Annotated in this window: 26 protein-coding genes; 10 read left to right on the top strand and 16 right to left on the bottom strand. The window is 72.7% G+C overall.

Annotated elements, in window-relative coordinates:
• Positions 1–312 precede the first annotated feature (312 nt).
• The gene (locus AB0N31_RS16910; protein WP_366059132.1) at positions 313–786 is read right to left on the bottom strand and encodes a carboxymuconolactone decarboxylase family protein; all 474 of its coding nucleotides are present in this window, start codon (positions 784–786) and stop codon (positions 313–315) included.
• A 139-nt stretch (positions 787–925) separates the two neighbouring features.
• Positions 926–1,456 (bottom strand): hypothetical protein, encoded by a 531-nt coding sequence (locus AB0N31_RS16905; RefSeq protein ID WP_366059131.1) that lies wholly within the window; start codon positions 1,454–1,456, stop codon positions 926–928.
• A 265-nt stretch (positions 1,457–1,721) separates the two neighbouring features.
• On the opposite strand from AB0N31_RS16905, the gene AB0N31_RS16900 reads away from it, so the two are divergent.
• Positions 1,722–2,141, top strand: a complete 420-nt coding sequence (locus tag AB0N31_RS16900; RefSeq protein ID WP_366059130.1) for a hypothetical protein — start codon at positions 1,722–1,724, stop codon at positions 2,139–2,141.
• 21 nt (positions 2,142–2,162) lie between these two features.
• Here AB0N31_RS16900 and AB0N31_RS16895 read toward each other — a convergent pair whose 3' ends face one another.
• Positions 2,163–3,053 carry a M23 family metallopeptidase gene (locus AB0N31_RS16895; protein ID WP_366059129.1) on the bottom strand — a complete coding sequence of 297 codons (891 nt, stop codon included), beginning with the start codon at positions 3,051–3,053 and terminating at the stop codon, positions 2,163–2,165.
• A 72-nt stretch (positions 3,054–3,125) separates the two neighbouring features.
• Positions 3,126–4,043 carry a glycosyl hydrolase gene (locus tag AB0N31_RS16890; RefSeq protein ID WP_366059146.1) on the bottom strand — a complete coding sequence of 306 codons (918 nt, stop codon included), beginning with the start codon at positions 4,041–4,043 and terminating at the stop codon, positions 3,126–3,128.
• A 392-nt stretch (positions 4,044–4,435) separates the two neighbouring features.
• On the opposite strand from AB0N31_RS16890, the gene AB0N31_RS16885 reads away from it, so the two are divergent.
• The 3 genes from AB0N31_RS16885 to AB0N31_RS16875 all read left to right on the top strand — a co-directional run bounded on the left by AB0N31_RS16885 (position 4,436) and on the right by AB0N31_RS16875 (position 8,292).
• Positions 4,436–6,115, top strand: a complete 1,680-nt coding sequence (locus tag AB0N31_RS16885) for a lysyl oxidase family protein (protein WP_366059128.1) — start codon at positions 4,436–4,438, stop codon at positions 6,113–6,115.
• A 92-nt stretch (positions 6,116–6,207) separates the two neighbouring features.
• Positions 6,208–6,690, top strand: coding sequence for a hypothetical protein (locus AB0N31_RS16880; protein WP_366059127.1), 483 nt, complete (start codon positions 6,208–6,210; stop codon positions 6,688–6,690).
• Positions 6,691–6,981: 291 nt separating this feature from the next.
• Positions 6,982–8,292: an LCP family protein gene (locus AB0N31_RS16875; protein WP_366059145.1), complete on the top strand. Its 1,311-nt coding sequence runs from the start codon at positions 6,982–6,984 to the stop codon at positions 8,290–8,292.
• 369 nt (positions 8,293–8,661) lie between these two features.
• Here AB0N31_RS16875 and AB0N31_RS16870 read toward each other — a convergent pair whose 3' ends face one another.
• From AB0N31_RS16870 to AB0N31_RS16860, 3 genes are all read right to left on the bottom strand, one after another.
• The gene (locus AB0N31_RS16870) at positions 8,662–9,855 is read right to left on the bottom strand and encodes an HTTM domain-containing protein (protein WP_366059126.1); all 1,194 of its coding nucleotides are present in this window, start codon (positions 9,853–9,855) and stop codon (positions 8,662–8,664) included.
• Entirely contained in the window at positions 9,845–10,360 is a 516-nt protein-coding gene (locus AB0N31_RS16865) for a DUF5819 family protein (RefSeq protein WP_366059125.1), read from the bottom strand. The genes AB0N31_RS16870 and AB0N31_RS16865 overlap by 11 nt, the downstream gene beginning before the upstream one ends.
• Before the next feature lie 337 nt (positions 10,361–10,697).
• A complete protein-coding gene (locus AB0N31_RS16860; RefSeq protein ID WP_366059124.1) occupies positions 10,698–12,008 on the bottom strand; it encodes an ice-binding family protein in 1,311 nt (436 codons plus the stop codon).
• 1,034 nt (positions 12,009–13,042) lie between these two features.
• On the opposite strand from AB0N31_RS16860, the gene AB0N31_RS16855 reads away from it, so the two are divergent.
• The 3 genes from AB0N31_RS16855 to AB0N31_RS16845 all read left to right on the top strand — a co-directional run bounded on the left by AB0N31_RS16855 (position 13,043) and on the right by AB0N31_RS16845 (position 14,942).
• The gene (locus AB0N31_RS16855) at positions 13,043–13,837 is read left to right on the top strand and encodes a hemolysin III family protein (protein ID WP_366059123.1); all 795 of its coding nucleotides are present in this window, start codon (positions 13,043–13,045) and stop codon (positions 13,835–13,837) included.
• Positions 13,838–14,313: 476 nt separating this feature from the next.
• A complete protein-coding gene (locus tag AB0N31_RS16850) occupies positions 14,314–14,685 on the top strand; it encodes a DUF952 domain-containing protein (protein ID WP_366059122.1) in 372 nt (123 codons plus the stop codon).
• Entirely contained in the window at positions 14,676–14,942 is a 267-nt protein-coding gene (locus tag AB0N31_RS16845; protein WP_366059121.1) for a CopG family transcriptional regulator, read from the top strand. The genes AB0N31_RS16850 and AB0N31_RS16845 overlap by 10 nt, the downstream gene beginning before the upstream one ends.
• Before the next feature lie 36 nt (positions 14,943–14,978).
• Here the strand turns inward: AB0N31_RS16845 and AB0N31_RS16840 are convergent, their stop codons facing one another.
• From AB0N31_RS16840 to AB0N31_RS16830, 3 genes are all read right to left on the bottom strand, one after another.
• Entirely contained in the window at positions 14,979–15,380 is a 402-nt protein-coding gene (locus tag AB0N31_RS16840; protein ID WP_366059120.1) for a luciferase family protein, read from the bottom strand.
• A 306-nt stretch (positions 15,381–15,686) separates the two neighbouring features.
• A complete protein-coding gene (locus tag AB0N31_RS16835) occupies positions 15,687–16,067 on the bottom strand; it encodes a hypothetical protein (RefSeq protein WP_366059119.1) in 381 nt (126 codons plus the stop codon).
• An 11-nt stretch (positions 16,068–16,078) separates the two neighbouring features.
• A complete protein-coding gene (locus AB0N31_RS16830; RefSeq protein ID WP_366059118.1) occupies positions 16,079–16,426 on the bottom strand; it encodes an antibiotic biosynthesis monooxygenase in 348 nt (115 codons plus the stop codon).
• Between the two features lie 291 nt (positions 16,427–16,717).
• Here AB0N31_RS16830 and AB0N31_RS16825 point away from each other — a divergent pair, with 291 nt between their 5' ends.
• Positions 16,718–17,539, top strand: a complete 822-nt coding sequence (locus AB0N31_RS16825; protein WP_366059117.1) for a ferritin-like domain-containing protein — start codon at positions 16,718–16,720, stop codon at positions 17,537–17,539.
• On the opposite strand, the gene AB0N31_RS16820 is transcribed toward AB0N31_RS16825, so the two are convergent.
• From AB0N31_RS16820 to AB0N31_RS16810, 3 genes are all read right to left on the bottom strand, one after another.
• Entirely contained in the window at positions 17,430–17,825 is a 396-nt protein-coding gene (locus AB0N31_RS16820) for a MerR family transcriptional regulator (RefSeq protein ID WP_366059116.1), read from the bottom strand. The two genes, AB0N31_RS16825 and AB0N31_RS16820, sit on opposite strands and share 110 nt — an antisense overlap.
• Positions 17,826–18,091: 266 nt before the next feature.
• Positions 18,092–19,645 (bottom strand): DEAD/DEAH box helicase, encoded by a 1,554-nt coding sequence (locus AB0N31_RS16815; RefSeq protein WP_366059115.1) that lies wholly within the window; start codon positions 19,643–19,645, stop codon positions 18,092–18,094.
• A 229-nt stretch (positions 19,646–19,874) separates the two neighbouring features.
• Positions 19,875–20,078, bottom strand: a complete 204-nt coding sequence (locus AB0N31_RS16810) for a cold-shock protein (RefSeq protein WP_363087555.1) — start codon at positions 20,076–20,078, stop codon at positions 19,875–19,877.
• 534 nt (positions 20,079–20,612) lie between these two features.
• Between AB0N31_RS16810 and AB0N31_RS16805 the strand changes: the two genes are divergently transcribed.
• Positions 20,613–22,835 carry an MMPL family transporter gene (locus tag AB0N31_RS16805; protein WP_366059114.1) on the top strand — a complete coding sequence of 741 codons (2,223 nt, stop codon included), beginning with the start codon at positions 20,613–20,615 and terminating at the stop codon, positions 22,833–22,835.
• 116 nt (positions 22,836–22,951) lie between these two features.
• The gene (locus tag AB0N31_RS16800; protein WP_366059113.1) at positions 22,952–24,187 is read left to right on the top strand and encodes a sensor histidine kinase; all 1,236 of its coding nucleotides are present in this window, start codon (positions 22,952–22,954) and stop codon (positions 24,185–24,187) included.
• Positions 24,188–24,214: 27 nt separating this feature from the next.
• Here AB0N31_RS16800 and AB0N31_RS16795 read toward each other — a convergent pair whose 3' ends face one another.
• The 3 genes from AB0N31_RS16795 to AB0N31_RS16785 all read right to left on the bottom strand — a co-directional run bounded on the left by AB0N31_RS16795 (position 24,215) and on the right by AB0N31_RS16785 (position 26,015).
• Positions 24,215–24,763: a tellurite resistance TerB family protein gene (locus AB0N31_RS16795; RefSeq protein WP_366059112.1), complete on the bottom strand. Its 549-nt coding sequence runs from the start codon at positions 24,761–24,763 to the stop codon at positions 24,215–24,217.
• Between the two features lie 180 nt (positions 24,764–24,943).
• Positions 24,944–25,267: an SCO5918 family protein gene (locus tag AB0N31_RS16790; protein WP_366059111.1), complete on the bottom strand. Its 324-nt coding sequence runs from the start codon at positions 25,265–25,267 to the stop codon at positions 24,944–24,946.
• Between the two features lie 280 nt (positions 25,268–25,547).
• Entirely contained in the window at positions 25,548–26,015 is a 468-nt protein-coding gene (locus AB0N31_RS16785; protein ID WP_366059110.1) for a DUF5994 family protein, read from the bottom strand.
• Positions 26,016–26,093: the final 78 nt, after the last annotated feature.

Below are 26,093 nucleotides of genomic sequence, written 5' to 3'. Positions count from 1 at the left end.
CAGACGGCCTGGGCGCGTACGGCGTCGAGGAGGTGGGCGAGGGGGTGGGGGAGGCGGTGAGGACGGTGGTGGGAGCGTCGCTCTCGCGGAGGTGGAGGGTGGTGGGGGTGGGGGCGAGTTCGAGGCAGTCGTTGCCGTCCCCGCCGCCGGAGAACTGGCGGGAGCGCGCCTGTCACGTCGCCACACCTGAGGATCTCTTCGCCGCCGACTGAGCCGGGCTCCTGCTCGGACCTCGTCCCCGTGCCGGTCACCGGCAGACGCCCCGTCCCCCCGGCATCCGTCGTCCGGGGGACGGGGCGTCGTCCGGTTCCGTCAGTGGTACTGGCCCACCACGTAGTCCCCCGCCGGCTGCTGCGTGATCACGTTGCCGCGGTTGAAGGCGTTGATGAGGGCGATCTGGGTGACCAGGTCGGCGAGTTGGTCGTCGTCGTAGTGCTTGGCGGCGTTGGCCCACACCTCGTCGGGGACGCCGCCGGCCGCGTCGGCGATGCGGGTGCCCTCCTCCGCCAGTTCGAGGGCCGCGCGCTCGGCGTCGGTGAAGACCTTGGCCTCGCGCCAGGCGGCGACCAGGTGGAGTCGCTGCGCGGTCTCCCCGGCGGCCGTGGCGTCCTTGGTGTGCATGTCGATGCAGCCCGCGCAGCCGTTGATCTGGCTGGCGCGCAGCATGACCAGTTCGCGGGTCGAGGCGGGCAGCGTCGACTCCCCGAGGGTCATGGCGGCGGCGACGATGTGCTTCATTGCCTTGGCCGCGACCGGGCTGGCCATGACGTTCAACCGGGCTTCCATGGTGGGCTCCTGTGCCGTCGTAGGGGTGCGGTGTGTGCCTGCACCTCCTTGACCGCACAGCCCTCGTCGTCCTGACAGCAGTGGAGAGTGACCTGCGTCACCCCGGCGGCCGAGGTCCGCTGCAGTGGTGCCCCGTCTCTCAGTACCGCACCGCCCGTTTCACCTCCGCCTTCACCTCGCCCGAGAGCTGACGGTTGCTGCGGGCCGTCGCCGTGCCGGGTTTTCCGGCCGGGACGTCGGAGACGGTGACGACGACCGTGTCGAGCCACTTGCCGCCCTGGTCGGTGAAGTCCACCTGGACGGAGAAGGACCTCGTCGTGTCGTCGGTGTTGGTGGCGGTCACCTCGGCCGTGGTGCGGTCGCCGTCCGTCTTCGCAGGACCGGCCTTCACGTCGTCCTTCACCTCCGTCCCGCCCGTGATCCCGTCCAGCTTGCGGCCCGCCTCCGCGGTCGCCGAGGCGAAGCCCTCCGTGGCCCGGGAGGCGAGCGAGGACGCGGCGGCGGTGGCCTCGTCGCGGGCCGACTCCGCCGCGGACGCGGCCCGGCTGGCCACCCCCGAGGGGCTGTTCTCGTCCGAGCAGCCCGTGAGGACGGTGAGGCCGAGCAGCGCGGCGGCGCAGGTCGCGGTGAGCGCGGCTGCCCCGGTCTGGCGGGTGCGGTGGGCGGGCATGGTGCCTCCGGCGTCGGGGTCGGGGGGCGGCGGATCGGTGGGGCCTCCTCCCAGTGAAGGTCCGCCCGTCCCGCCGCGCACGCCGGCTCACCCGCACGGCGCAGTTCCCGTGGTGGTGGCCGTCCCCCGGACGGATCGTCGGGGAGCGCGACACTCGAGAGTTCGACAGAGAGGTGGGGCACGGCCATGGCCGAAGCGTCACAGCCCGGAAATCGCCCGGGGTCTCCCGTCCGGGATCCCTCGCACCAGGGCACCGGTCCCACCGGTGCGGGCAGCCGGTCCTCGATGCCGCCCGCAGAGGGCGGCCGCCGCCGGCGGAGTCGTCTTCGCGGGTGTGCTGATGCTGGTCAACGGCATCCTCGCCGTCTTCCAGGGCATCGCCGCGATCTCCGAGGACGACGTGTACGGCCGGGTCGGCGACTACGTCTACAAGATCGACCTCACCGGCTGGGGCTGGATCCTGCTGATCGTCGGCGTGGTGGCCGCGGTGGCCGGCGGGGGCGTCCTCGGGGGCGCGGCCTGGGCCCGCGTCACCGGCATCGTCCTCGCCTCCGTCAGCCTCGTCCTCCAGTTCCTCTTCCTGCCGTACGCCCCGGTCTGGTCGATCGTCCTGATCGCGATCGACGTGTTCGTGATCTGGGCCCTGGCGGTGTACCGGCCGGCGGCGCCGGGGCGGGCGGGCTGAGGACGCCGGCCGGTGCGCCCGTCACCCGCCGACGTCGACCGACTTCCTCCGCAGCCACGGCAGCGGTGACACCGCGGACCCCATGTACGGCGTGATCCGCACCTCGAAGTGCAGGTGCGGGCCGGTGACGTTGCCGGTCGCGCCGGCGAGGCCGAGGCGCTGGCCCGCCGCGACCCGCCCGCCCCTGCGGACGTCGATGCGCGACAGGTGGGCGTACTGCGTGAAGTAGCCGTCCGGGTGGCGGACGACGACCTGGTTGCCGAAGCCGTCGCCGCAGGTGGTGGCGCGGACGGTGCCGGGGCCGACGGCGTACACGGGGGTCCCGCCGGGCACCGCGAAGTCCTGGCCGGTGTGCCGGTGGGCCCAGTGGGAGCCGCGGGCGGCGTAACCGGCGGAGAGCCGGAAGCGGCGGGTCGGTGCCGTCCAGTCCCCGTCCCGGCCCGCGGGTGCCCGGCTGCGGGTGCGGGCGGCCGGGCAGCGGCCCGCGCGTCCGGAGGGGTCGACGGCGACGGGGTCTCCCGTGCCGCGGGCCACCGCCCACAGCACGTCCCACAGCCCGGCCCGGATGGCCTTGCGGCGGCGTTCGGCGGATCTGACCTTCTCGGGCAGGGCGTCCTGCGCGCGCAGCCGGTCGACGCGGGCGCGGGCCTTCTCGTGGGCGCGTACGGCGCGGGCGGTCTCCCCGCGGACCGCCGCGCTCCCCGCCCCGGGCGGGACCCCGTGGCCTGCCGCCACGGCGGGCGGTGCGGCGGCCGGGACCCCGTGGTTCGCCGCCCCGGCGGGCACCGCGGTGAGCGCGACCAGCACACCCGCGATCAGCACGGCCGCCAGGGTGGACGGAAGGGCGGCCAGGTGCCTGCGCGCAGGGGCGAGGCACGTCCGCGGAAGGCGCGCGTGGTGTTCTCGTCGCATCCTGGGATCATCGGACCGGCGGTCGCGGAGGGCGGGACGGCACGCCCGGCGTTCAGCCGAACGGACCCGCCGTCAGCGCGTGTTCGAGACACCCGTCCGGTAGGCGGCCGACGCCCGCGGATTGTCCCGGCACCGCCACACCCCGTGCGGGCAGTAGTCGGTGATGGTCTGGTACAGCGGCCGGTGCCGGGCGAACCAGCCGAGCATGCCCCGCACGTAGACGGCGTCGTCCCCGTTCCGGAACAGCCCCCACTCCGGGTACGACACCGGCTTGCCGTGCTCCGCCGCGAACCGCACGTGCGCCGCCAGCCCGTACGGCTCGGCCACCTGCTTTTCGAAGGACATGCCCGCGGGCTGGTCGTAGGCGTCCATGCCGACGATGTCGACGTGGGCGTCGCCGGGGTAGCAGTCGGTCCACGGGACGGCGTCCCGCCCCCGGCTCGGCGTGAACTCGAACCGGAACCGCTGCCCCGGAACCGACCGCATCGCGGTCACGATCCGCGCCCAATAGGCCTTCCAGGCAAGGGGATCCGGCCCGCAGCGGTGGGTGTAGGTGACCCCGTTCATCTCCCAGCCGACGACGAGCACGCTGTCCGGCACCCCGAGTCCGACCAGCCGCCGGCCGAGCGCCCGGAAGTGACCGTCGTACGCGCCGCGCGCCCCCGTGCGCAGCTCGTCCCGGACGACGGCGTCGGGCAGTCGCTCCTCGGTGCGCTCCAGCATCGGCACGTTCAGCACGAACATCCGGTCCGCGCGGGCCGTCCGCCACCGCGCCCAGTGCTCCAGATAGCCGGGCGCCCCCTCGATGTTGCTCCACCGGTCCCCGGGCAGGTAGGCCCGCCCGACCCGGGGCGTCGCGGCCCCCACCCACCCGTCCAGTCCCGCGATCCGCCGCACCCCGGCGCCGTCGTACCCGACGTACGCCCCGAACGCCGCCGCGGGCACCGTCGGCCCGCCCCCGAGCGGCACGCAGGAGGGCCAGGCGACCAGGGCGACGGCGGCGAGAACCGTCCCGACGACGACACGGAGGAACTGAGACACCGGCTCAGGATGACGACCGTCCACGCACCGGCAGGCGCGACCGGCCCCGCGGCACTCGGACGGAGTCGGGCCCGGAGAGCAGTTCGGACGTCCCCCCGGACCGGAACCGGGCGTCCCCGCCGACGATGCCACGGCCGCCCCGGTGACGGTTCGGGCCGGGCGGGCCGGTCACCGGTTCGGATGCAGTTCCGGCCAACAGGCAACCCGGGCAAGGGTTTTACCTCTCTCACAGTGTGCTCACAGGCTCTCCCGGGACGCGTGGGGTGCGTTCGTACGGTGGGTGGGTCCGGGGGCTGTCCAGTCCGATGCCGCTGACCACGGCACTCGCAGACGAGGAACCGATGACCAGTCAGCCAGACCGCAAGAACCTCAAGCGCGCGGCGTTCGCCGCGGGGGCCGCGCTCGCCGTCGTCGCCGTCGCCGGGGCCGCTCCCGGCGCCGGCGCGGCACCGCAGGCCAAGCCCGGGGTGCCGCAGCTCAAACTGATCGCCGCGTCGAAGTCCGTGACGCTCGACCGGTGGGACTGGGAGGGGGAGCCCCCCGGGGTCTTCCTGGACCTGGGCACCTACGTCCAGGTCGAGAACGCGCCGCTGGAGTTCCAGGTGACGCGCACGTCGTACAAGACCCCCGTCGTCGCCCGGCAGATCCTGCGCGACGGGACGAAGGTGAAGAAGAAGACGCTGCCCGCCGGGCTCGTCGAGGACTTCAGCGGGCTGCCCGGCTTCCTGGAGGTGTCCGTCACGGACGCCGCCGGGAAGGAAGTGGCCACCACCAAGGGCACCTTCTGCCCCAACAACGCCTCCGGGCGCGTCCGTCCGGACGCCCCGGCCACCTCGCACTATCCGGAGAGCTGCCCCACCAACCCCTTCACCCTGGGCTCGGTGTGGGGCGTCGAGAAGGGCTGGGCGGCCAACTCCAGCACCGTCGACTACGACGAGCGCGTCGACCTCCCGGCGGGCGAGTACACCGCCAGGGTCGGGGTGGCGAAGAAGTACCGCGACCTGTTCGGCATGCCCGACGAGCGGCCGACCGTCAAGGTGACGGTCCGGCAGCAGTCCGACGGGGGGGAGGGCGCCGCGGGGCTGCGGTCCTCCTCCGCGCACGGGGAGCACGGGCAGCACGCCGCTCACGCCTCCGGCGGGCACCACTACGGGCCCCGCGGCGCCGACGCCCCCACCCCGCCCGCCCTCTCCCACGCCCTGGAGGACCGGGGCCTCGCCCACCACCTCGGTGACGGCGCGGGGCACACCGACGGCTCCCGTGTCGCGCCCGCGCTGCAGGCCGGGGCCAAGGCTCCCACGGGCCGGGCGGGCGTCCCGGCGAACGTGCCCAAGCCCGACCTGCGGTCCCTGCCGGCCTGGGACATCGCCGTCACCGACGGCGAGGACGGCGACGTACCGGGCAAGGACTACCTCGCCTTCAGCGCGAACGTGTGGAACGCCGGCCCCGCCCCGCTCGTCGTCGACGGCTTCCGCAGCCCCGGCGAGGACCTCATGGACGCCTACCAGTACTTCTACGACGCCGCCGGCAAGCAGGTCGGCTACACCCCCACCGGCACCATGGAGTGGGACCCGCGCATCGGCCACGAGCACTGGCACTTCACCGACTTCGCCAGCTACCGGCTGCTCAGCGAGGACAAGACCAAGGAGGTCCGCAGCGGCAAGGAGGCGTTCTGCCTCGCCAACACCGACGCCGTCGACTACACGGTGAAGAACGCCAACTGGCACCCCTACAACACCGATCTGTCGACCGCGTGCGGCCGGCAGAACTCCATCTCGGTGCGGGAGGTCCTCGACGTCGGTTCCGGTGACACGTACACCCAGTACCGTCCCGGCCAGTCCTTCGACATCACCGACCTGCCGAACGGCACGTACTACATCGAGGTCCTCGCCAACCCGGCCAACCGCCTCCAGGAGACGGACCTGAAGAACAACGTCTCCCTGCGCAAGGTCGTCCTCGGCGGCGCCCCGGGCGCCCGCACGGTCTCGGTCCCGCCGTACGAGCTGATCAACACCCCGTAGGCGGCGCGCGGCACGCGGGACGGGCCCGTGGACCGGGCGGATCCGGGAGAACCCGCTGGACAGGGCCCCCGAGCCGCTGCCACGCTCCCCGCGTGCCGCTGACTCTTCCCGACCTCCTCGCCCGTACGGCGCTCACCGCCCGGCTGGGGCCGGTCCGTGTCGGGGCGTCCTGGGCGGACGTCACGGCGCTGCTGGGCGAGCCCCGCGAGGTGCTCCGGAGCAGGCGGTGGCCCCGGCTGTACGGCTACGGCGACCTGGAGGTCCTCGTCTGCCGGTGCGGGCGGGTGCGGCTCGTGACCGTGCAGACGGGAACCGGCACCGTCGAACTGCCCACCTGCGAAGACACGTTCCGCGGCGAGCCGACCGAGGCCGAGGTGATCGCCGCGCTGGACCGGACCGGCTGCCCCTGGGAGGCCGACTCCGCGCACACCTTCGGCGACCAGCGCGGTCTGCGGGTGCCCGCGACCTCCGCCCTGTTCGTCTTCGTCGTGCCCGGGTTCGTCGTGCCCGGGGACGGCCGCCCACGGCTGCACTCGCTGGGACTGCCGGGAGACGGGCACGCCTGCCAGGCCTGACCGGAGGAGGCAACCATCGCGCCGTCACGGGAGTCTGGTGAGACGTCAGGGGTATCGGGGACGTATGTATACCCGCATGTAGGGTTTCGTCGTCCACGAAGATCCAGCACCGGACGATCCGAGCACGGTGTACGGGGTGAAGAACGGCCGAGGCGGAGGCGAGTGCCGGTGAGCGGGACGAGAAGGCGTGGGCACACCCAGGCGGAGGCGACCGGCCGCGGGAGCAGGACGCGGCGGGGCGGTGACCGGGGCGGACCCGGCAGGACGCGGCTGACCCGGCGCGGGCGGCTCGTGGCCTGGGGCGCCGGGGTGACCGCCGTGGTCGTCCTCGGTGTCGGCGGCGTCGGCGCGTGGGTCTACAACGACCTCAACAACAACATCGACTCCGCCGACGTGGACGGCAAACTGGGCGGCGACCGGCCCGAGAACCTCAGTCCGGGCTCGAAGAACATCATGGTCGTCGGCTCCGACAGCCGGGACGGCGCGAACGCCAAGTACGGCAAGGACCTGACCACCATGCAGTCGGACACGCTCATGGTGCTGCACATCCCGGCGAACCGGGAATGGGCCGCGGTGGTGTCCTTCCCGCGCGACTCCTGGGTGGACATACCCTCCTGCGAGATGGGGGACGGCAAGACCTCCACCCCGCACAAGGCCAAGATCAACGAGGCGTTCGCGATCGGCGGCAGCAGCGGCGAGGTCGCCGAGGCCGCCGCGTGCAGCATCAAGACCGTCGAGGCCCACACCGGCCTGCGCATCGACCACTTCATGTCGGTCGACTTCTCCGGCTTCAAGGGCATGGTCGACGCGCTCGACGGCATCGAGGTCTGCCCGAAGGAGCCCATCAAGTCCGACAAGGCCAAACTGGAGATGGACGCCGGCTGCCAGACCGTCGACGGCGAGAAGGCCCTCGGCTACGTCCGGGTCCGCTACGGCGTCGGCGACGGCTCCGACATCGGCCGCATCGGCCGCCAGCAGGAGTTCATGAACGCCCTCGCGAAGAAGGCCCAGTCGAAGCTGACCAGCCCCGACGCCCTGTACGGCTTCCTCCAGTCCGCCACCGAGTCGCTGACCACGGACCCGGACCTGGCCGGCATCAAGCAGATCTACGGGCTGGCCGACGAACTCAAGGGCATCCCCAGCGACCGGCTGGCCTTCCTCACCGTGCCCAACTACCCCCGCGAGGCGGACGTCCCGACGGACAAGGCCAACGTCGTCTGGCAGTACCCGCAGGCGGCCGACCTGTTCACCTCCCTGGCCAAGGACAAGGAGATGACCAAGGCCCGGCTGCAGGCCGCGGCGAAGGACCTCGTGTACGCCTCCCAGGTCAGCGTCCGGGTCCTCAACGGCACCGGACGGTCCGGGCGCGCCGCGGCCGTCGCCGAGAAGCTCCGCACGATGGGCTTCACCGTGAGCGGTACGGGCAACGCCCCCGAGACGGTGACCCGTACGTCCGTCAGCTTCCCGGCCGGGCTGGAGAAGCAGGCCGCGGTGCTGTCCTCACGGCTGCCGAAGACGCGGTCGGCCGCGGCGGCGGACGCGCAGGCGGGAGTCGTCACGCTGGTCGTCGGACCGGACCTGGACGTCGACGAGATGGGCTGACGGAGCCTCTCGCGGCACGAGTTGGCGAGGCGCGGGGAACCGTGTAACATTGATCTTGAGCTGGTCGCCACAACAGCGGCGAATCGGTTCTGCGTTGGTGGTCCAAGGAAAGACGCCCCACTTCCTGTGGGGAGATGCAGGTGCAAGGCCTGCCCGGCGCTCCAGCGAACGAGTCCCACCCCGTGTCGAACGGGGTGGGACTCGTTCTGTTTCACCGGCTTCCCCACGTCGTGCGGTGGGTGCGGGGGCGGTCGCCGCGTTGCCCGCCGTCCGCCTCGGCCGTCCGGCCGGTCCGCACGGCAGGCGGACCGCCTGCCGTGCGGACCCGAGGCCCCCGGCCCGGGTCGGGACCGGACGGTGCCGCCCGGCTCAGCCGCTCTTCGGGGGGACCTGGGGGGACGCGGGTCCGATACCGGGCGCGGTGTCCCTCCGGCCTGCCGGAAGGGCGACTCGCCGCGGGGAGCCGGGTGTGCCGCCGGGCCGTCCCTGCGCGGGTACGACTCCGGGCCCTGCCGTCTGTTCGGGTGCGGCCCACCCTCCGCCCGTCCGCCGGACCGCGCGTCGCCAGAGGCGGGGGAGGAAGGTGTAGAAGCGGTCGGGGAGGAACACGGCGTCCGCGATGATCATCGCGCCGGAGAAGAGGGGCAGCCCCATGAGCACCGCGATGCCGACGTGCATGCTCAGCAGCATCGCGAGAACGGGGTACTTGAGCCTGCCGAAGAGCACGAACGGGAAGGCCACCTGCAGGAGCACGGTCAGGTAGCCCGCGACCGCGACCAGGAGGGTGTACTGGTCCACGAAGTGGGAGAGCGCGGGCCAGGGCCGGAAGAGTTCGAGGTTCAGGGCGTAGTGGAGAGCGGTGCCGCCGCCCCAGGTCGCGCCCTGGACCTTGTACAGACCGGCCGACCCGTACAGGAAGCAGACCTGCGCCGCGATGACGAACATGCCGCAGTTGTGCACCACCGTGATCAGGGTGGTGCGGACATCGCGGAGTTGCCCGGCGAAGGGGCTCCTCGCCGGTTCCGGCGCGCTGCCCGCACGGACCGCTTCGAGTCTCTTCCTGCGCGCGTCCAGGGACCAGCGCCGACCGCACGCGGTGAGGACGAGGTAGAGGGCCATCAGCAGGACCAGGTTGTCGCCCCCGTCCGTCATGAAGATCGCCCGGCCGTGGAACGAGGCCACCACGACGGCGAAGAGGACGGACGTCACGCGGGTCCGCCAGCCCAGCAGGAACAGCGCGGACGTGACGAGGGCCAGCGCGTAGCAGAGCTCGAAGTAGGCGCGGTCGTCGGACAGGGTCAGGACGCTCCTCCACCCCGTCTGTTCGAAGAGCTGGTGTGCCAGGGCGGGCGTCCACGGGGAGTCCGGGCCCCAGATCTGGGCACGGTGGGGGAACTCGCGCAGCAGGAAGACCAGGTAGAGCAGTCCGTAGCCGATGCGCAGCACCGACGCGGCGTACAGGGACACCGGCCGACCGGTCACCAGCTCCCGGGCGGCGCCGATCCGGTCGGCGAGCCACCGGCGGCCGACGGCGGACGTGGTCCTTCGGGCCTCACTCTCCATGGCCGCTCACCTTCCACCAGGGCAGGAGCCGGTTCTCGACCGGCGTCGGGGGACGATCGCCGTCGGCAGTGCCGGGCGCGGCGACGGGCAGGGTGACGACGCGCAGCTGAACGAAGCCGAAGGCTCCGCCGTCGTGGGCGGCGACGCGGTCCGCGGCGATGTTGCCCAGGTATCTCTGCATCATCAGGGCGCGTTCCGTACGCGCCTTGTCGTCTCCTCCGTGGGAGTCGACGTAGGCGGCCCACGCGCGGCGCAGCATGTTCTGGGCCGTGTGGCTCGGGAACGGCTGGTGCGCGACCGCGGAGGCGTCCACGGCGGTCAGGTCGAACCAGGCACTCACCCGCATCGATCCGCCGGGGCCGGTGTGTGCGGTTCTCGCCAGGATCTGCCGGTTGACGGATTCGGGATCCGGTGCGAAAAGCCGCCAATTCTGTTCGAAGTAGGGGTAAACCCAGGAATTGATCATCGGGCTGTACCGCTTGGAGACGGGGTTGGCCGGTGCCACGTGAAGGAACACCAGAACCACGTGGACGACACTCGCCGTGAGGCACAGGAAAACGGCGGTACGCAGTGCGTAGGTCAGCGCACGGGCACGTCTCGGCAACCCGGGCGGTGCGGCCGTGGCGTCAGGAATTTCCCGCCCGACCGGATCCGATGCGGAATGCTGAACTTCCTTCGCGTCCGCTGAGTGAATTCCGCCCGACACTGCACACCCTGTCTTTCTCGTTCCGACTGCTCGCACCCGCGTTCCGCGCCGGCTGCCACCGGCGGCGCGCGGCGGATTCGATGGGAATTCCGCCGCGCGCCGTCATCCGGTGAGCGCACTGATCGAAGCGCGCCGCCTAGCCCTCGTGACCCTTGGAGTGGTCGTCGCCCTCGTGGGTCTCGGGAACGTCGTCGTAGCCGAAGTTCTCGTCCGACTGCTTGTCGTGGTCGTACCCGCCGGGGTGGGGCTTGCCGCCGTGGTCGGGCCCACCGTGTTCGTGCTTGCCGCCGTGGTCCGGCTTGCCGTGGCCGTGCTCGCCGCCCTGGCCCGGCTGCCCCTCGCCCTCGTGATCCGGCCCGCCCGGCGCATGGTCGGGACCGCCGTGCCCGCCACCGGGGCCGCCGCCGTGCCCGCCAGTGGTGTTGCCGCCGATCGTGTTGCCCTCGGTGTTCCCGCCGGTCGTGTTGCCCGCGTTGTTCCCGGCGGTGTTGCCCGCGGTGTTCCCGGACGTGTTGCCCGAAGTACCGCCGGAGGTGACGAGCGGTCCGCCCAGGAGGCCGCCGCTGACCAGGCCGCCGCCGAGGAGTCCGCCGCCCGTGGTCGTGCCGGTGGTGGTTCCGGTCGTCGTGCCGGTGGTGGTTCCGGTAGTGGTTCCGGTCGTCGTGCCGGTGGTGGTTCCGGCCGTCGTACCGCCGGTGGTGGAGGCCGCGCAGCCGCCGAGGAAGATCCTGTTGTTGTTGAGGGTCACGGAGCCTTCCTGCGCCAGCAACCGGCCCTCGACGTTGGCACCCTGGTTCGCGCTGATCGAGATTCCGGTCATGAGCGTGCCCACGAAGCTGGAGGTGACGCCCAGCGTCGCCGATGCCCCGACCTCCCAGAACACGTTGCAGGCCGAAGCGCCGTTGGTGAGGAGGATCCGGCTGGAGGTCGCCGTCGTCAGCGATTCGGGGATCTGGAAGACCCAGACCGCGTCGGAGCTTCCCTGACCGTCCAGGACCAGGTCGCCGGTGATACCGACGCCGGACGTGGCGCGGTAGACGCCGGGAAGCAGCGCCGGGCCGCCGCCGATTCCCGCCGGAAGGGCGAAGTCCGGCGCCTGGCCGGCGGCGTTGTTGAACGCCACGAGCAGGTCGGCCTTGGCCTGGAGGGCCGCGGCGTCCGCGGCGTGGATGGCGCCTCCCACCTGGCCGGGCGGGAATCCGGTGATGGACGGGGTCGGGTGGGTCCCGAGGTCGTGGGCGAGCACCGAGTTGCCGGTGTTGGTCACTCCCGCACCCGCCAGAACGGAGTAACTGGCGGTCGTTCCCAGAGGTACGGGCAACGCGATGGCCGACGCCGCCGTCGGCGTCATGAAGACCATCGCGGCGGAAACCGTCGTGGCGAGGGCCGAGGCCAGCAGGCCGGACAAAGTGCGGCGGCGAACCGCTTGGGGAATCTTCAGCTTCATCGAAAGGCCATTTCCTTGTGTGGGGGCCGTGGGGTGCCGGGCCCTGCCGGACGCCCGGAAATCCTTGTTCGTTGCTGCCGCCGCATATTACGCAGAAATATCCTGGCGCCAAGTCGGACGGGACCGGGAGGAATTGCCGCTCATTCAAGTGGCGCACCGCGTTACGGAAATAATTTGATTCATATTTCCGATCATTTCCGTGCCCTCGGACGGGTGGATCCGCCGCACCGGAATCGGCCACCCGCGCTGCACGGCCGGCGCGGACGCCGAGGCGCGGGGCGCGGGCGGCGGGTGGCGGAACGGCCGGGGGGACGCATGTGCCCCGCCCTGCGGTCGCGAACCCGGCGGGGGCGGTCCCCCCGCCCCTCTCGCTCTCCGGGGGCGATTACCTCACCGTCCGACGCGCAAAAATCTGTCGTCGTCGGAGTAGACATTGGGCGGTGGCGCGGCTATGGTTTCTCTCGTAGCCAGAAGGACCCAAGGGCCCGGCAGACACGAACTGCCGGGCAGCAGTACCGCAGTTGCAGTGCGCAGGACGGTTCGGTGGTGGAGTTTCGAAGCCAGGTTTGTCGCAGGACGGCGACGGGGCTGACGACCGGACCGGGTGGCCCGCAGTGATCAGGGGCCGCCACGAGCAGTACCAGTAGTACGCAGTACCAGCAGTACGCAGTTCCCCGTTTGGCAAGCAGTTGATCACCGAGGGAAGAACGGAGGAGCCGAACGCCATCAGGATCGCCCGGGCGAGTGCCTTGAACCCGGGTACCGCAGGACATCGATAGTGAGGTGGTCTCCGGTCGAGCAACCGCGATCCCGGCACCCCCGACAGCGTTTCGGTCGGGGCTGCGGAAACAGAGGGCCGGCGCATCACGAAGGCCGGCAGATGGTGTAGCAGTTCCTTCGGGCCCTGGCGCCGTACGGCGCCAGGGCCCTCCTACGTGTTCCCCGCAGAGGTGCCGCCGGCATCCGACCCGCACCCCGCACCCCGTGGCGTCGCGCCGGGCCGCCCGCTTCAGCCGACTCCAGAATGTGGACGCATGATCGCCGAAGACGCTCAGCCGCCGGCCCACGGACGGGAGCCCCGGCCCCGCCCCGGCACCACGCCCGACCCCCTCCGTCCCCCCGCCGCCGACGCGCCCGCCGACACGGCCGGCCGGCCGACCGCGGCCGCCGCCCTGGAGGACGGCGTCGAGCGGGCGGTGGCCGTGCTGAAGCCGAAGATGCGCGGCTGGCTGCACGCCGGCGTGTTCCCCCTCGCGCTGGCCGGTGGCATCGTCCTGGTCGCCGTCTCCCGCTCGGACGCCGCCGTGGCGGCCTGCACCGTGTACGCGCTGTCGGCCTGCCTGCTCTTCGGCACCAGCGCCGTCTACCACCGCGGGACGTGGGGCCCGCGCGGTGAGGCGGTCCTGCGGCGGCTCGACCACGCGAACATCTTCCTGATCATCGCCGGCACCTACACACCGCTGGCGGTACTGCTGCTCGACGCGGACCGGCAGCGGGTGCTGCTGGCCGCGGTGTGGGCGGGCGCCCTGGCCGGCATCGCCTTCCGCACCCTGTGGATCGGGGCTCCCCGATGGCTGTACACGCCGTGCTACATCGTGCTGGGCTGGGTGGCCGTCTTCTACCTGCCGGACTTCGCGCGCACCGGCGGCACCGCGGTCGTCGTCCTCGTCATCGCCGGCGGCCTGCTCTACACCGCGGGCGCCGTCGTCTACGGGCTCAAGCGCCCCGACCCGTCCCCGGCCTGGTTCGGCTTCCACGAGGTCTTCCACGCCCTGACCATCGCCGCCTTCACCGCGCACTACACGGCCATCCTCCTGGCGGCCACGTGACGGAGGCGGGGCGGGCCGGGGCCCCCGCTTCGGGTGGTGGTCGGCGGCAAGCCGGGATTCGGAGGGGGATGGCAGTCCCGGCGAGGGCCGACGTGTGTCCGGGCGCAGGTGGTCACCTGCTGCGCCGACCCCAGGGCCTCTCGTTCGGATCATGCCGGGCTCGCGGGCCCTGACGCCCTCCTCCGCCTTGCGATGCACGGCATCAGACCCCGCTCCCCGATCCGGCCTGATCCGGATGAAAGACTCCAAGGTGCCGAAGCCCCCGCAAAACCAGCCGAGTTGGCATATTCACCCACGCGAGTGAGCCGCGCCCGGCGGGAGGGAGGGGTGGGGCTCGGTGGGGTTTCTTTCCCCCTGATGATCCTTGGGGAAGATCGCCCATTGGCGCCGCAGCCCGAGTTCTCGGGCTGCGGCCGCACGGTCCGAGTCCGTGGCCGCCTCGCCGGGTGGACCCCGCACCGGGATATAACCGGACGATGATCTACCACCTGGTCCCGAAGGCGGAGTGGGACGCCCGTCCCGACCATCCGTACGCGCCCGCCTCCCTCGGCGAGGAGGGCTTCGTGCACTGTTCGCCGGACGAGGCGACGACGCTGGCCGTCGCCGATGCCTTCTACCGCACGGCCCCCCGACCGCTCCTGGCGCTCCTCGTCGACGAGGACCGCCTGACCGCCCGCTGCGCCTGGGAGGCGGCGGCCCCGGCCCCGCCACCAGGTGTCCCCGACTCCACCCGGTTCCCCCACGTCTTCGGCCCCCTCGACCGTGACGCGGTCACCGCTGTGCTGGAAGTCCAGTGGGACGAGAACGACAGGGCGACGGGACTGACTACGCTGGGTACATGTCGCTGAAGCGCATCGACGTCTACGCCGACCCCGAGGACCTGGCGATCATCAGGGAGGCGGCCGCGCGGCGGGGTGTGAGCGAGACGGAGATCATCCGGCAAGGCATCCACCTCGCGGCGATGGCCCACCGGGTCCGGGACGAACCGCCGTTCTCCGGCGCCGCCGAGGGGCCCGGTCGTACGGCGTCCCGGGCCGAGGTCCGTGACGCCGTCGCCGACGCCGTACGCCGCCAGAGCGGCTCGGCCCCGGAGCGCACCACCTGATCTCCGGTGGCAGCCGGACGGCAGTGCGGCCGCGCCTCAGCGGTCGTCCGGATCGTCGCGCGGCACCAGCGTGACCCGGTGCAGGTTGCAGGTGAAGGGGGAGGGCGCCGCGGCGGCGACCGGGCCCTGCGAGAGGTGGGCCTTGAGAGCGACGCTGACCAGGCTCATCAGCAGGTCCACGTCGGTGTCGCAGTCGAGGTGGACGGTGACCCAGCGGGAACCGGGCACCACCCGCACCGCCGTCGATCCCATGAGGTCGGAGTGGATCCGCCGGATGGCCGGAACGGTCAGATGCAGGTCCACGTCCCGGTCGGAGTGGAAGTGGAGTATCTCGCTGTGGACGGAGCGCAACGCCCGCCCTGCGCCACAACTGGCCTGTCCCGTACTGAGGTCGGGCCAGACTTCCAGTCGCGCCATGGCGCGCTCGGCCAGAGTCATGGCCTCATGGTCGCCTGCTTGCCGCCCGGCTACCAGGGGTTGAACGAAATGTGACTGTGGCGTGAGGCCGCCGTCACGTGCCGTACGTGGCCCGTGACGCCCCGGTCGCCTTCGCCGGTGCCCTCCTGCGCACGAGCACGAACAAGCGCACCGGCGGCGAACGTGTGGTCGATGCCGACCGGGGGGTCGCGCACCCGCCTGCCGCAGGCGTCCGGCGCCGGGCGGCGGTGACCGCGGTACGGGAGGACCGGGGCGGCAGGGCCCGCCGGACCGGGCCCGCCGGCCCTGCCGCCCCTCAGTGCTCCGTCACTGATCCGCGTACCTGAGGTCCCCGATCGTCCACGCGCTCACGTCTTCCAGGGCGACGCGGTACATGCCGCCGGTGTCGGGGATGCCGAAGTTGCCCTGGAGGATGCGGGCCACGTGGAAGTGCAGATGGGTGGGCCGTCCGGCCCGCGGTTCGGGAGGTGCGTCGGTGCCGTCCGCGCGGGTGAACACCGAGGAGAACGCCCCGAGCTGGTCGGAGGCCTCGAGTACCTCCGCCACCCGCTGCTTCCACAGGGTCTCCGGTGCGAGCCGGCCCGTGATCACGGCCCCGGGGATCACCACGGTGAGGGACATCCGACTGTTGTGCTCCGACTCCACCCTTGCAGCGATGTCGACGAGCAGGTCATCAGCGTGCGCCATGAGTGTGGAGCCTACTCGGTGGCGGGTCCGCTCTGCCCGGGGGATGCCTGCTGGACCACCTCGAAGGACCACAGCGTGGCACCCGAGGCGGCCGGTTTCCGCTGTTCGGCGCCCTCGGCACCGCCCTCGCCGCCGTGCGCCGCCTGGGCCCGCCCGGACATCCAGTTCTGGAAGTCCTCCTCGCTGCGCCAGCGCGTGTAGACGAGGTAGGTGTCGGTGCCCTCGACCGGGCGCAGCAGCTCGAACCACTCGAACCCGTCCGAGTTCTCGACCGCGCCCGCCCGCGCGGCGAACCGCTTCTCCAGCGTCTCGCGCTGCTCCTCGGGAACGGTCAGCACATTGATCTTGACGATGCTCATGACCCCCATTGTCCGCCGTCCACGGGGAGGGTGCCCACCGGCCCCACCCCCCGCCGGCCGGCGCCCACGGCTGACGCGTCGTCATCACCAGTGCCCGCCCGGTAAGTTGCGGTCGACCGGCACCGCTGAGCCGCCGCCTCCCGGACCACCCGCGAAACCGGCACATCTGTACGAGCGCGGCCGTTAGGTTGACCCCATGGAACAGGGTGGGGAACCGCGACTCCCGTCGTACCGGTGGGCCGACGCGGGCGGCCGCGGCGGTCCCGGGGCCGTCCGGCCCGTGAGGGACCGATGACCGGGCCCGGCCGCGGCGGCTTCGCGCCGTGGGCGCGGCACTTCGAGGACGAGCGCGAGCGCCGCGACGCCCGGGGCGACCCGGACTGGGCGCGGGGCGCGACACTGCACCCTGCGGTGTGGTCCGGCATCCAGCGCTTCCAGGTCGGCGAGGACGGCGACGGCGCCCACCTCGTCGCCAAGGCCGACCGGGCCGGTGACCCCGACTACGCGCGGGCGGTCCGGCTGTTCGTCGCCGAGGAGCGCGACCACGCCCGCCTCCTCGCCCGGCTGCTGGCCGCGGGCGGCAGGCCGACCCTGGCCGGTCACTGGACCGACGCCGTCTTCGTACGGCTGCGGCGGCTCATGGGCCTGCGCCTGGAACTGCTCGTGCTGATGATCGCGGAGGTGGTGGCACTGCGGTACTACCGCACCCTGCGCGACGGCACCGACGACCCGCTGACCGCGGACGTCGCCGGCCGGATCCTCGCCGACGAACAACGCCACGTGCCCTTCCACTGCGAGCGGCTGCGCGCCTGTCTCGCGGAGCTGCCCCGGCCGGCCCGGCAACCCGTGCTGGCGTCGTGGCGGGTGCTCCTGCTCGCGGTGTCGCTGGTCGTCGCCGTCGACCACGGTCCGGGGCTGCGCCGGCTCGGCCTCGGACGCCGGCGTTTCGTGGCGGACGTCATGGCCTCCTCCGGTGAGGTGGTCTCCGCCGTGCTCGCACCGGTCAGCCGGAACCCCGCCCCGAACCGGAACCCGAAGGCGAATTCGAGTGGGACCGCGTGTGCGAAGGGGAATCCTGCGCCTCGCTCGCGGCCCGCCGGTACTCGTCGTTGATCCGCCGGGCCTCCTCGAGCTGGTCCTCCAGGATGACGATGCGGCACGCGGCCTCGATCGGGGTGCCCTTGTCGACCAGCTCGCGGGCGCGGGCGGCGATGCGCAGCTGGTACCGCGAGTACCTGCGGTGCCCGCCTTCCGAGCGGAGCGGACTGATCAGGCGGGCCTCCCCGATGGCCCGGAGGAAACCGGGGGTGGTGCCGAGCATCTCGGCCGCCCGGCCCATCGAGTACGCCGGGTAGTCGTCGTCGTCCAGACGACCGCTGAGCGGGTTGTCTGCTGTCATGTCACCTCGTTGATCGCCGCGTAGAAGGGGCCCCGCCGCTGTCCGGCACCCGGGCCCCTGAGGAGATTCAACACCGTCCACCGGTCCCGCCGCCGTGCCGGTCCACCGTTACGGGTACCCCGCTCCGGTGTCCCCCGCTCCGGGCCGCCCCCGGCCGGGCATGCGGAAGGGCCCCGCCGGCAACTGCCGACGAGGCCCTTTCGTGCAGGTGGGAGGCGGTTCACCGGCCGTCCCCGCACGCCCTGGGGCGTGGTGTTTCCCTCTGGTCAGGCCGCCGAACCGAAGGCGGACCGGCGCTGGGACCGGCCGCGCGAGGACGACGCGTCGCCGGAGGACCGGCCCCGCTCGCCGCCGCGCGCGCCCCGCTCACCGCCGCGCTCGCCACCGCCACCGCGGCCGCGACGGCCGCGGGAGGACGAGCCGCCCGAGGAGGCGGAGCGCCGGGGGCGCTCCACGACCGGCGCGGTGATCACGACGGGGACGCCGGACGGGGTCTGGGCGCCGGTGATACGGCTCAGCTCCTCCTCGCCCGAGCGGACCGCGGTGACCTGGGCGGTGACGCCGGCCGCGGCCGTCAGCCGGCTCATGGCGCGCCGCTGGTCCGGGGTCACGAGGGTCACGACACTGCCGGACTCGCCCGCACGGGCGGTACGGCCGCCGCGGTGCAGATAGTCCTTGGGGTCGGTCGGCGGATCCACGTTGACGACCAGGTCCAGGCTGTCGACGTGGATGCCGCGCGCGGCCACGTTCGTCGCGACGAGCACGGTCACGTGGCCCGTCTTGAACTGGTCCAGCGTCCGGGTGCGCTGCGGCTGGGACTTGCCGCCGTGCAGGGCGGCGGCGCGCACGCCGTTGCTCAGCAGGTGCTTGGTCAGCCGGTCCACCGCGTGCTTGGTGTCCAGGAACATGATCACGCGGCCGTCGCGGGCCGCGATCTCGGTGGTCGTGCGCTGCTTGTCCGTGTCGTGGACGTGCAGGACGTGGTGCTCCATCGTGGTGACCGCGCCGGCCGACGGGTCGACGGAGTGGACGACCGGGTCGGAGAGGTAGCGGCGGACCAGCCGGTCGACGTTGCGGTCCAGGGTGGCCGAGAACAGCATCCGCTGACCGTCGGGCTTCACCTGGTCGAGCAGCGCGGTGACCTGCGGCATGAAGCCCATGTCGGCCATCTGGTCGGCCTCGTCGAGGACGGTGATGCGGACCTCGTCGAGGCGGCAGTCGCCCCGGTCGATGAGGTCCTTCAGCCGTCCCGGCGTGGCGACGACGACCTCGGCGCCGCCCCGCAGGGCGCTCGCCTGGCGGCCGATCGACATGCCGCCGACGACGGTGGCCAGCCGCAGCCGCACGGCGCGGGCGTACGGCGTCAGCGCGTCGGTGACCTGCTGGGCCAGCTCGCGGGTCGGCACGAGGACGAGGGCGAGCGGCTGACGCGCCTCGGCCCGCAGGCCCGCCGTACGGGCCAGCACCGCGAGGCCGAACGCGAGGGTCTTGCCGGAGCCGGTGCGGCCACGGCCGAGGACGTCACGACCGGCCAGGGAGTTCGGCAGGGTGGCGCCCTGGATGGGGAAGGGGACGGTCATGCCCTCGTTGGCCAGCGCGGCCGCCAGCGGCGCGGGCAGCCCCAGGTCGCCGAACGACTCGACGGCGGGCAGCGGGGGCGTCACCGTCTCCGGCAGCGCGAACTCGCCCTGCTGCGCCATCGGCCGGCGGCCGGAGCCGCCCTGCGAACGACGGGGCCCGGAGGAGCGGTTGCCGGAGGAGCGCTGCGGGGCGCCTGCGGAGCGGCCGTAGGAGCGGGCGCCGGAACGTGCATGGTTCATGCGGGGGAACCTTCCTTGATGCGGCGCGTATCAAGGAATTCCCGGAGCACGTGAAAGGCACGGAGAATTGCGAGAACGAGCCGGAGTGGGTGGGGCCGAAACAGGTGGACGGGAAACACGTCACCGTCCTGCGGGAAATCAGGTAATCCCACGCGGCACCCGGAAAAGCGGCGAGCCGGGGCCCGCACCCCACGGTGCGGGCCCCGGCTGCGTCACGCGTCAGGCAGGGTCAGGCGGGAACGATGTTCTCCGCCGTCGGGCCCTTCTGGCCCTGAGCGATGTCGAACGACACCTTCTGGCCTTCCTGGAGCTCACGGAAGCCCTGGGTCGCGATGTTCGAGTAGTGAGCGAAGACGTCGGGACCGCCGCCGTCCTGCTCGATGAAGCCGAAGCCCTTTTCAGAGTTGAACCACTTCACGGTGCCGCTGGCCATTTTTTTCTCCTTCGGGACGGTTCGGAGTCACCCTGTGTGACTCCGGTCGCCGTGATGATCACCCCGATGGAAAAACCTTCTGGCAACCACGACTGCAACTGACGAAGACACTAGCACGGTGCGTTCGGCCGAGTGCGCTGCACTATTTCGCCTGGTGAGCGGGGTGCGGGAATATTCACGGGGCGCTGCGTCAATTTCTCATCTGGTGACTGCAGATATTCCTCCATCGGCGCCCTCGCCTTCCGTTCGGAGGTACCGGACGCACCCCCGTGACCTCCTGCGACGATCTGCACGGGCACCGCCCCGCGCGAAACCCCCGCACTCTCGAATTCCCTCCGAATGCGACGAAGGACACATCGGTGGGAACACGAGACCGATGCGCGGGCCCTTCCGTAGTCCCGCCGGTGGATCCCGCAGGGCCCGCCGTACTGCGTTCTCAGTAGGAGGGATTGTCGGCAGGCGGACGACGACAGGCCGGGGGCGGTGCGGCGAGTCTGGACGGACAGTCGGCACCAGATGCGGAGACCCCCTGTCGTGGCTACTTTCCTCTATCGCGTGGGCCGCCTGGCCTTCCGGCGGCGCTGGTACGTCGCCCTGGTCTGGGCGGCGGTCCTGGCCGCCGTCGGGCTGGGCGCCCTCAAGGCCCCCGGAGCCGCCGACGAGCAGTTCTCGATGCCGGGCATCGAGTCCCAGAAGGCGTTCGACCTGCTGGATGAGCGCTTCCCCGGGGCCTCCGCCGACGGCGCCACCGCACGGGTCGTCTTCGTCGCCCCGGACGGCCGGAAGGTGATCGCGGCCGACAGCAGGCGGGCCGTCGAGGACGCGGTGGCCGACCTGGCCGGCGGACCGCAGGTCGCGAGCGCCGCCGACCCGTTCCGGGCGCGGGCGGTCAGCGAGGACGGCTCGACGGCGTACGCGACCGTCACCTACAAGGTCGCGGCGAACGAACTCACCGACGACAGCAGGGCCCGCCTGGACCGGGCCCTCACGGACGCCCGCGCCGCCGGGCTGACCGTCGAGGCCGGCGGGAACGCGCTGGAGAACGGGGCCGGGCCGGGCGGCGTCGCCGAGATCATCGGCGTCTCGATCGCCGCGGTCGTCCTGCTCGTCACCTTCGGTTCGCTCGCCGCGGCCGGACTGCCCCTGCTGACCGCGATCATCGGCGTCGGCGTGAGCATGGCCACGATCACGGCCCTCTCCGACGCCCTCGGCCTGTCCACGACGACCGGCACCCTGGCGATGATGCTCGGCCTGGCGGTCGGCATCGACTACGCCCTGTTCGTCGTCTCCCGCTACCGCGAGGAACGGGCCCACGGCCGGACGCCCGAGGAGGCGACCGGTCTCGCGGTCGGCACCGCCGGGTCGGCGGTCGTCTTCGCGGGCCTCACCGTCGTCATCGCCCTGGCCGGACTCGCCGTCGTCGGCATCCCGATGCTCACCAAGATGGGCCTCGCCGCGGCGGGCGCGGTCGTCCTCGCCGTACTGATCGCGCTGACGCTGGTGCCGGCCTTCCTCGGGTTCTGGCCGAACGCCGTGCTGGCGCGCAGGGCCCGCAGGAGCGGCCGGGTCGAGGGCGGCGCCGTCGACAACGGCGGCACCCGCTGGGCCCGGTTCGTGCTGCGCCGCCCGCTGCCCGTGCTGCTGCTCGGCGTGGTGGGCCTGGGCGCGCTCGCGCTGCCCGTGACCGACCTGCAGCTGGGCATGCCCGGTGACGAGGCGAAGCCCACCTCCGCCACCGAACGCCGGGCCTACGACGCGCTCGCCGACGGCTTCGGACCCGGCTTCAACGGGCCCCTGACCATCGTCGTCGACGCGCGCGGCGACTCCGACCCGAAGGCGGCCGCCGGGGCCGTCGCCGGCCTCATCGGCGGCACCGAGGGCGTCGTCTCGGTCTCCCCGGCCCGCTTCAACGAGGCCGGTGACACCGCCGTCTTCTCGGTCGTGCCGTCCACCGCGCCGACCGACGAGCGCACCAAGGACCTGGTGAAGACCATCCGGGGCGAGCGCCGCGGCGCCGAGGCCGAGACCGGCGCGACCTTCGAGGTCACCGGCAGCACCGCGCTGAACATCGACATCGCCGACAAGGTCCGGGCCGCGCTGGTCCCTTACCTGATCGTCGTGGTCGGCCTGGCGGTCGTGCTGCTGATGCTGGTCTTCCGGTCCCTGCTCGTGCCGCTCAAGGCGGCCCTCGGGTTCCTGCTGTCGGTGCTGGCCTCCCTCGGCGCGGTCGTCGTGGTCTTCCAGCAGGGCCACGGCGCCGGGATCCTCGGCGTGGAGCAGACCGGCCCGATCATGAGCCTGATGCCGATCTTCCTGGTGGGCATCGTGTTCGGCCTCGCCATGGACTACGAGGTCTTCCTCGTCTCCCGCATGCGCGAGGCGTACGTCCACGGCGAGCGGCCCGGCCAGGCGGTCACGTCCGGCTTCCGGCACAGCGCCCGGGTGGTCGTGGCCGCCGCGCTGATCATGATCGCGGTGTTCGCCGGGTTCATCGGCGAGAGCGACTCCATGATCAAGATGATCGGGTTCGGGCTGGCCGGAGCCGTCCTCTTCGACGCCTTCGTCGTCCGGATGGCGATCGTGCCGGCCGTGCTCGCCCTGCTCGGCGCCAGGGCCTGGTGGCTGCCCGGGTGGCTGGACCGGATCCTGCCCCGCGTCGACGTGGAGGGCGAGGCACTCGCCCACCGGCCCGCCCCCGGCGACCGGGACCCGGCCGACGAGCCGGCCGCCGCCGGCCTGGAGCCGGCCCGCACCTGAGCCCGCCCCGCCCGACCGGGACCGTCCGTGGTGAACGCCCCGGGCGGTCCCGTCGCCCCACCACGGCGGCGGAGGCCACGATGGACCCCGCACCACCGACCGGAGAGCCGACCCCGATGAGCAGCAGCCTCGAGCGCTACACGGACCGCGTCGAGAAGTACTCGGCACGCGTCGGGAAGTACGCGGACCGCCACCCCCGCCTCATCGACCTGGCGGTGGTCCTCGCGCTGATGGGCTGCGCGAGCCTCGGCAGCTCCCTCACCATGCCCGGCATCGCCCCGCCCGACCACGCCGGGACCTGCACCGCCCTGATGGGCATCTCCTGCCTCGCGCTGCTGCGGTACCGCAGCCACCCGCGCACCGCGGTCGTCGTCACCGCGGTCTGCACGGTGATCGCGGTCGCGCTCGGGTACCTGGTCACCCCGCTGCTGCTGGGACCGATCATGGCGGCGCTCTACTGGCTGGCCATGCTCACCGCCCCCGGGACGACCCGCGCCTTCGGCCTCGGCACGACCCTGGCGGTGACGGCCGCGGCCGTCTTCTCCGACAGCATGGACGACCTCTCCCTGCTGCTCAGGACGATCGGCCCGTTCTTCTGGCTGATGCTGCCGATCGCCGCCGGCACCATGACCCGGCTGCGGCGCGCCTACCTCCAGGCCGTCCAGGCCCGCGCCGAGCACGCCGAACGCACCCGGGAGGAGGAGGCCCGGCTGCGCGTCACGGAGGAGCGCATGCGCATCGCCCGGGAACTGCACGACGTCGTCGCGCACCACCTGGCGCTGGCCAACGCCCAGGCCGGCACCGCCGCCCACCTCGCGCTCACCCGCCCGGAGCAGACGAAGCGGATCCTCACCGACCTGACCGGCACCACGTCCTCCGCGCTGCGCGAGCTGAAGGCGACGCTGGGACTGCTGCGCCAGAACGACGACCCGGCCGCCGGCCCGCTGGAACCGGCCCCGGGCCTGGCCCGCCTGCCTGAGCTGGTCGCGGCGTGCGAGTCCGCGGGGCTCACCGTCACGGTCACCACCGAGGGGGAGCCCCGGCCGCTGTCGCCGGGAGCGGACCTGACCGCGTTCCGCATCGTGCAGGAGGCGCTCACCAACGTCACCAAGCACGCGGGCAGCCACTGCGCGCGGGTACGACTGGTGTACTCCGGGTCCCGGCTGGTGATCACGGTCAGCGACGACGGCCCGGCCACCACGGCGCCGCCCGCGACCGGGCCGGGCCGCGGCTTCGGTGTCCTGGGCATGCGCGAACGCGCTCGCTCCATCGGCGGCGAACTGCGGCTGGGACCCCGCCCGGAGGGCGGCTTCGAGGTCACGACGGCGCTGCCGCTGATCCCCGAAGCCTGACCGCCGGTCACCGGCCCCGGCCGGGCCTCAGAGGCCGAACTCCTGTGCCGACAGGCCGAGGACCGAGCAGGCCTCGCGCAGGACCTGCTCCTCGGCCGGCGCGACATACCCGTCCGCACCCGCGACGACGAACCCGGTCTGGACGACGGCTCTGGCCTCGGTCGGCTTCTTCGCGGCCTTGGCGATCTCCTGGAGGACCTCGGCCTTGCCCTGGGGGAAGTCGAACGCCAGCCGGTCCACGTGCTTGTTGAAGCGCTGGCGCAGCTGCTCGGGCGGGAAGTTCTGCAGGACGTCGTTGTGCAGGATGAGCGACTCCACGTGCTGCCGCTCGGTCGGGTCGACGTGCCCGTCGGCGGCGGCGACCAGGGCGCACATCGCCATGCTGGCGTCGCGGTAGGCGCCGCTCTTCAACTCGGTCTTGAGGGAGGTGAGCTGGGACTTGAGCGTGCTCACCAGCTGGGCGCGCGAACCGCCCGGGCCCGCGGCCCCCGGCCGCCCGTGGCCACCGGTGCCCCGCGCCCCCTGTGCCTGCTGGAGCCCCTTGGCCTGGTCCTTGATCCGATCCCACATCGCCACGCGTGCCACCCTCGGCTTCAGCCTTGTCGTTCCGGTCCGACGCGCGGCTCGCACGCGTCATCTTGCCAACGGCCGCCGCGGCGGCGAAGTTCCACGCCGGCCGGGCCGCCTGGCGGGGCCGCGCTCAGGGCGCCGGCGCGGCCGTGGGGCACGGCGCCGGCGCGGTGCTCCCGTCCGCGCTCACACGTCCCGCGGGGCGGGGCCGCCGAGCATCTGTGATGCGGACTGCAGGGCGCTCGGGGAACCGGCGCTCACGGGCGCGGCCTCCTCGGGCAGACCGTGGCAGGTGAAGCCCAGACGGCGCATGGCCCGGACGACCTCGCCGCTGCTGAAGTCCCGCCGGTCCTGCCGGGTGACGACCTCGCCGACCTGCTTGACCGGGTAGCGGCGGCGGCCGACGGTGACGGACTCGCCCGTGATCAGCTCGGGAGTGACGCCCGCCATCGCGACCAGCACCCCGCTCTTGGTCAGGTCGAACGGGTACCGGGCGATGACACAGCGCATGTTGCCTCACAGAGCGAAGAGAAGGGGCCGGCCCGGGGGGACGGGGCCAGGGGGAGGTGAGCGGTGGGGGAAAGGCGGGTGACGCATCCCCCGGACACAGCGAACTGGGGCCCGCACCCCAAGGTGCGGGCCCCAGCTGAGAAGTGCGGGTCGGTGCCGGTACCGGGCGGCGACGGCACCGGAAATCGACAGTAGCACGGGCCGATCGGGCCCGGCCGGTCGAAGAATTCGCCCGTTCGGGCGAGCGTCGGCGGTCACTCGGGCGAGCGCCGGCAGTCGCTCAGACGAGGCCGTCGGCCCCTGCGGACATGAGCGGCCGGGCCGCCTCCTCCGTCGTGCCGGGCGGTACGACCCGGAGATCCCGGCGTCCCCGGCCGGGTGCCATGAGGACGACGGTGTCGGGCGCGTGCGACGTCGTGGACCTGCGCAGCCGTACGACCTGGTTGCACACGAGCATCCGGCCCGGCGACCCGGCCCACGCCGTGCCGTTGACCATGACGCTGACGATGTCCCCCCATGCGCGCGGAAGTCCGGCGAGCAGCTCGGGAAGCTCCGTGAGGAGGTCGTCGGAGCGCGGCCACCAGACCCCGTCGAGGCGGCGCGGCACCTGACCGTCGGGCGCGAGCCGGAGTCTGAGGAGAGGGCCGGGCCGGGTGGTCCGGGACCGCGCGGGAGGAAGGGGAGCGTGGCGAGGAGGTGAGCGGCGGAGCTGACCGTCCGCAACGGTGTGGTCGGTGGGCGCGTGCATGTCGCGTTCCCTGTCCCCGGGCCGCCGTCGCGGTGGTCCGGTGCCGTGGTGCATCGGGAACGACGCCGACGCTGAGGT

This window comes from Streptomyces sp. NPDC051051, assembly GCF_040682975.1.
GTDB lineage: Bacteria > Actinomycetota > Actinomycetes > Streptomycetales > Streptomycetaceae > Streptomyces.
Note: the sequence above shows the minus strand (reverse complement) of the source record. Positions and strands in the feature narration are given on the sequence as shown.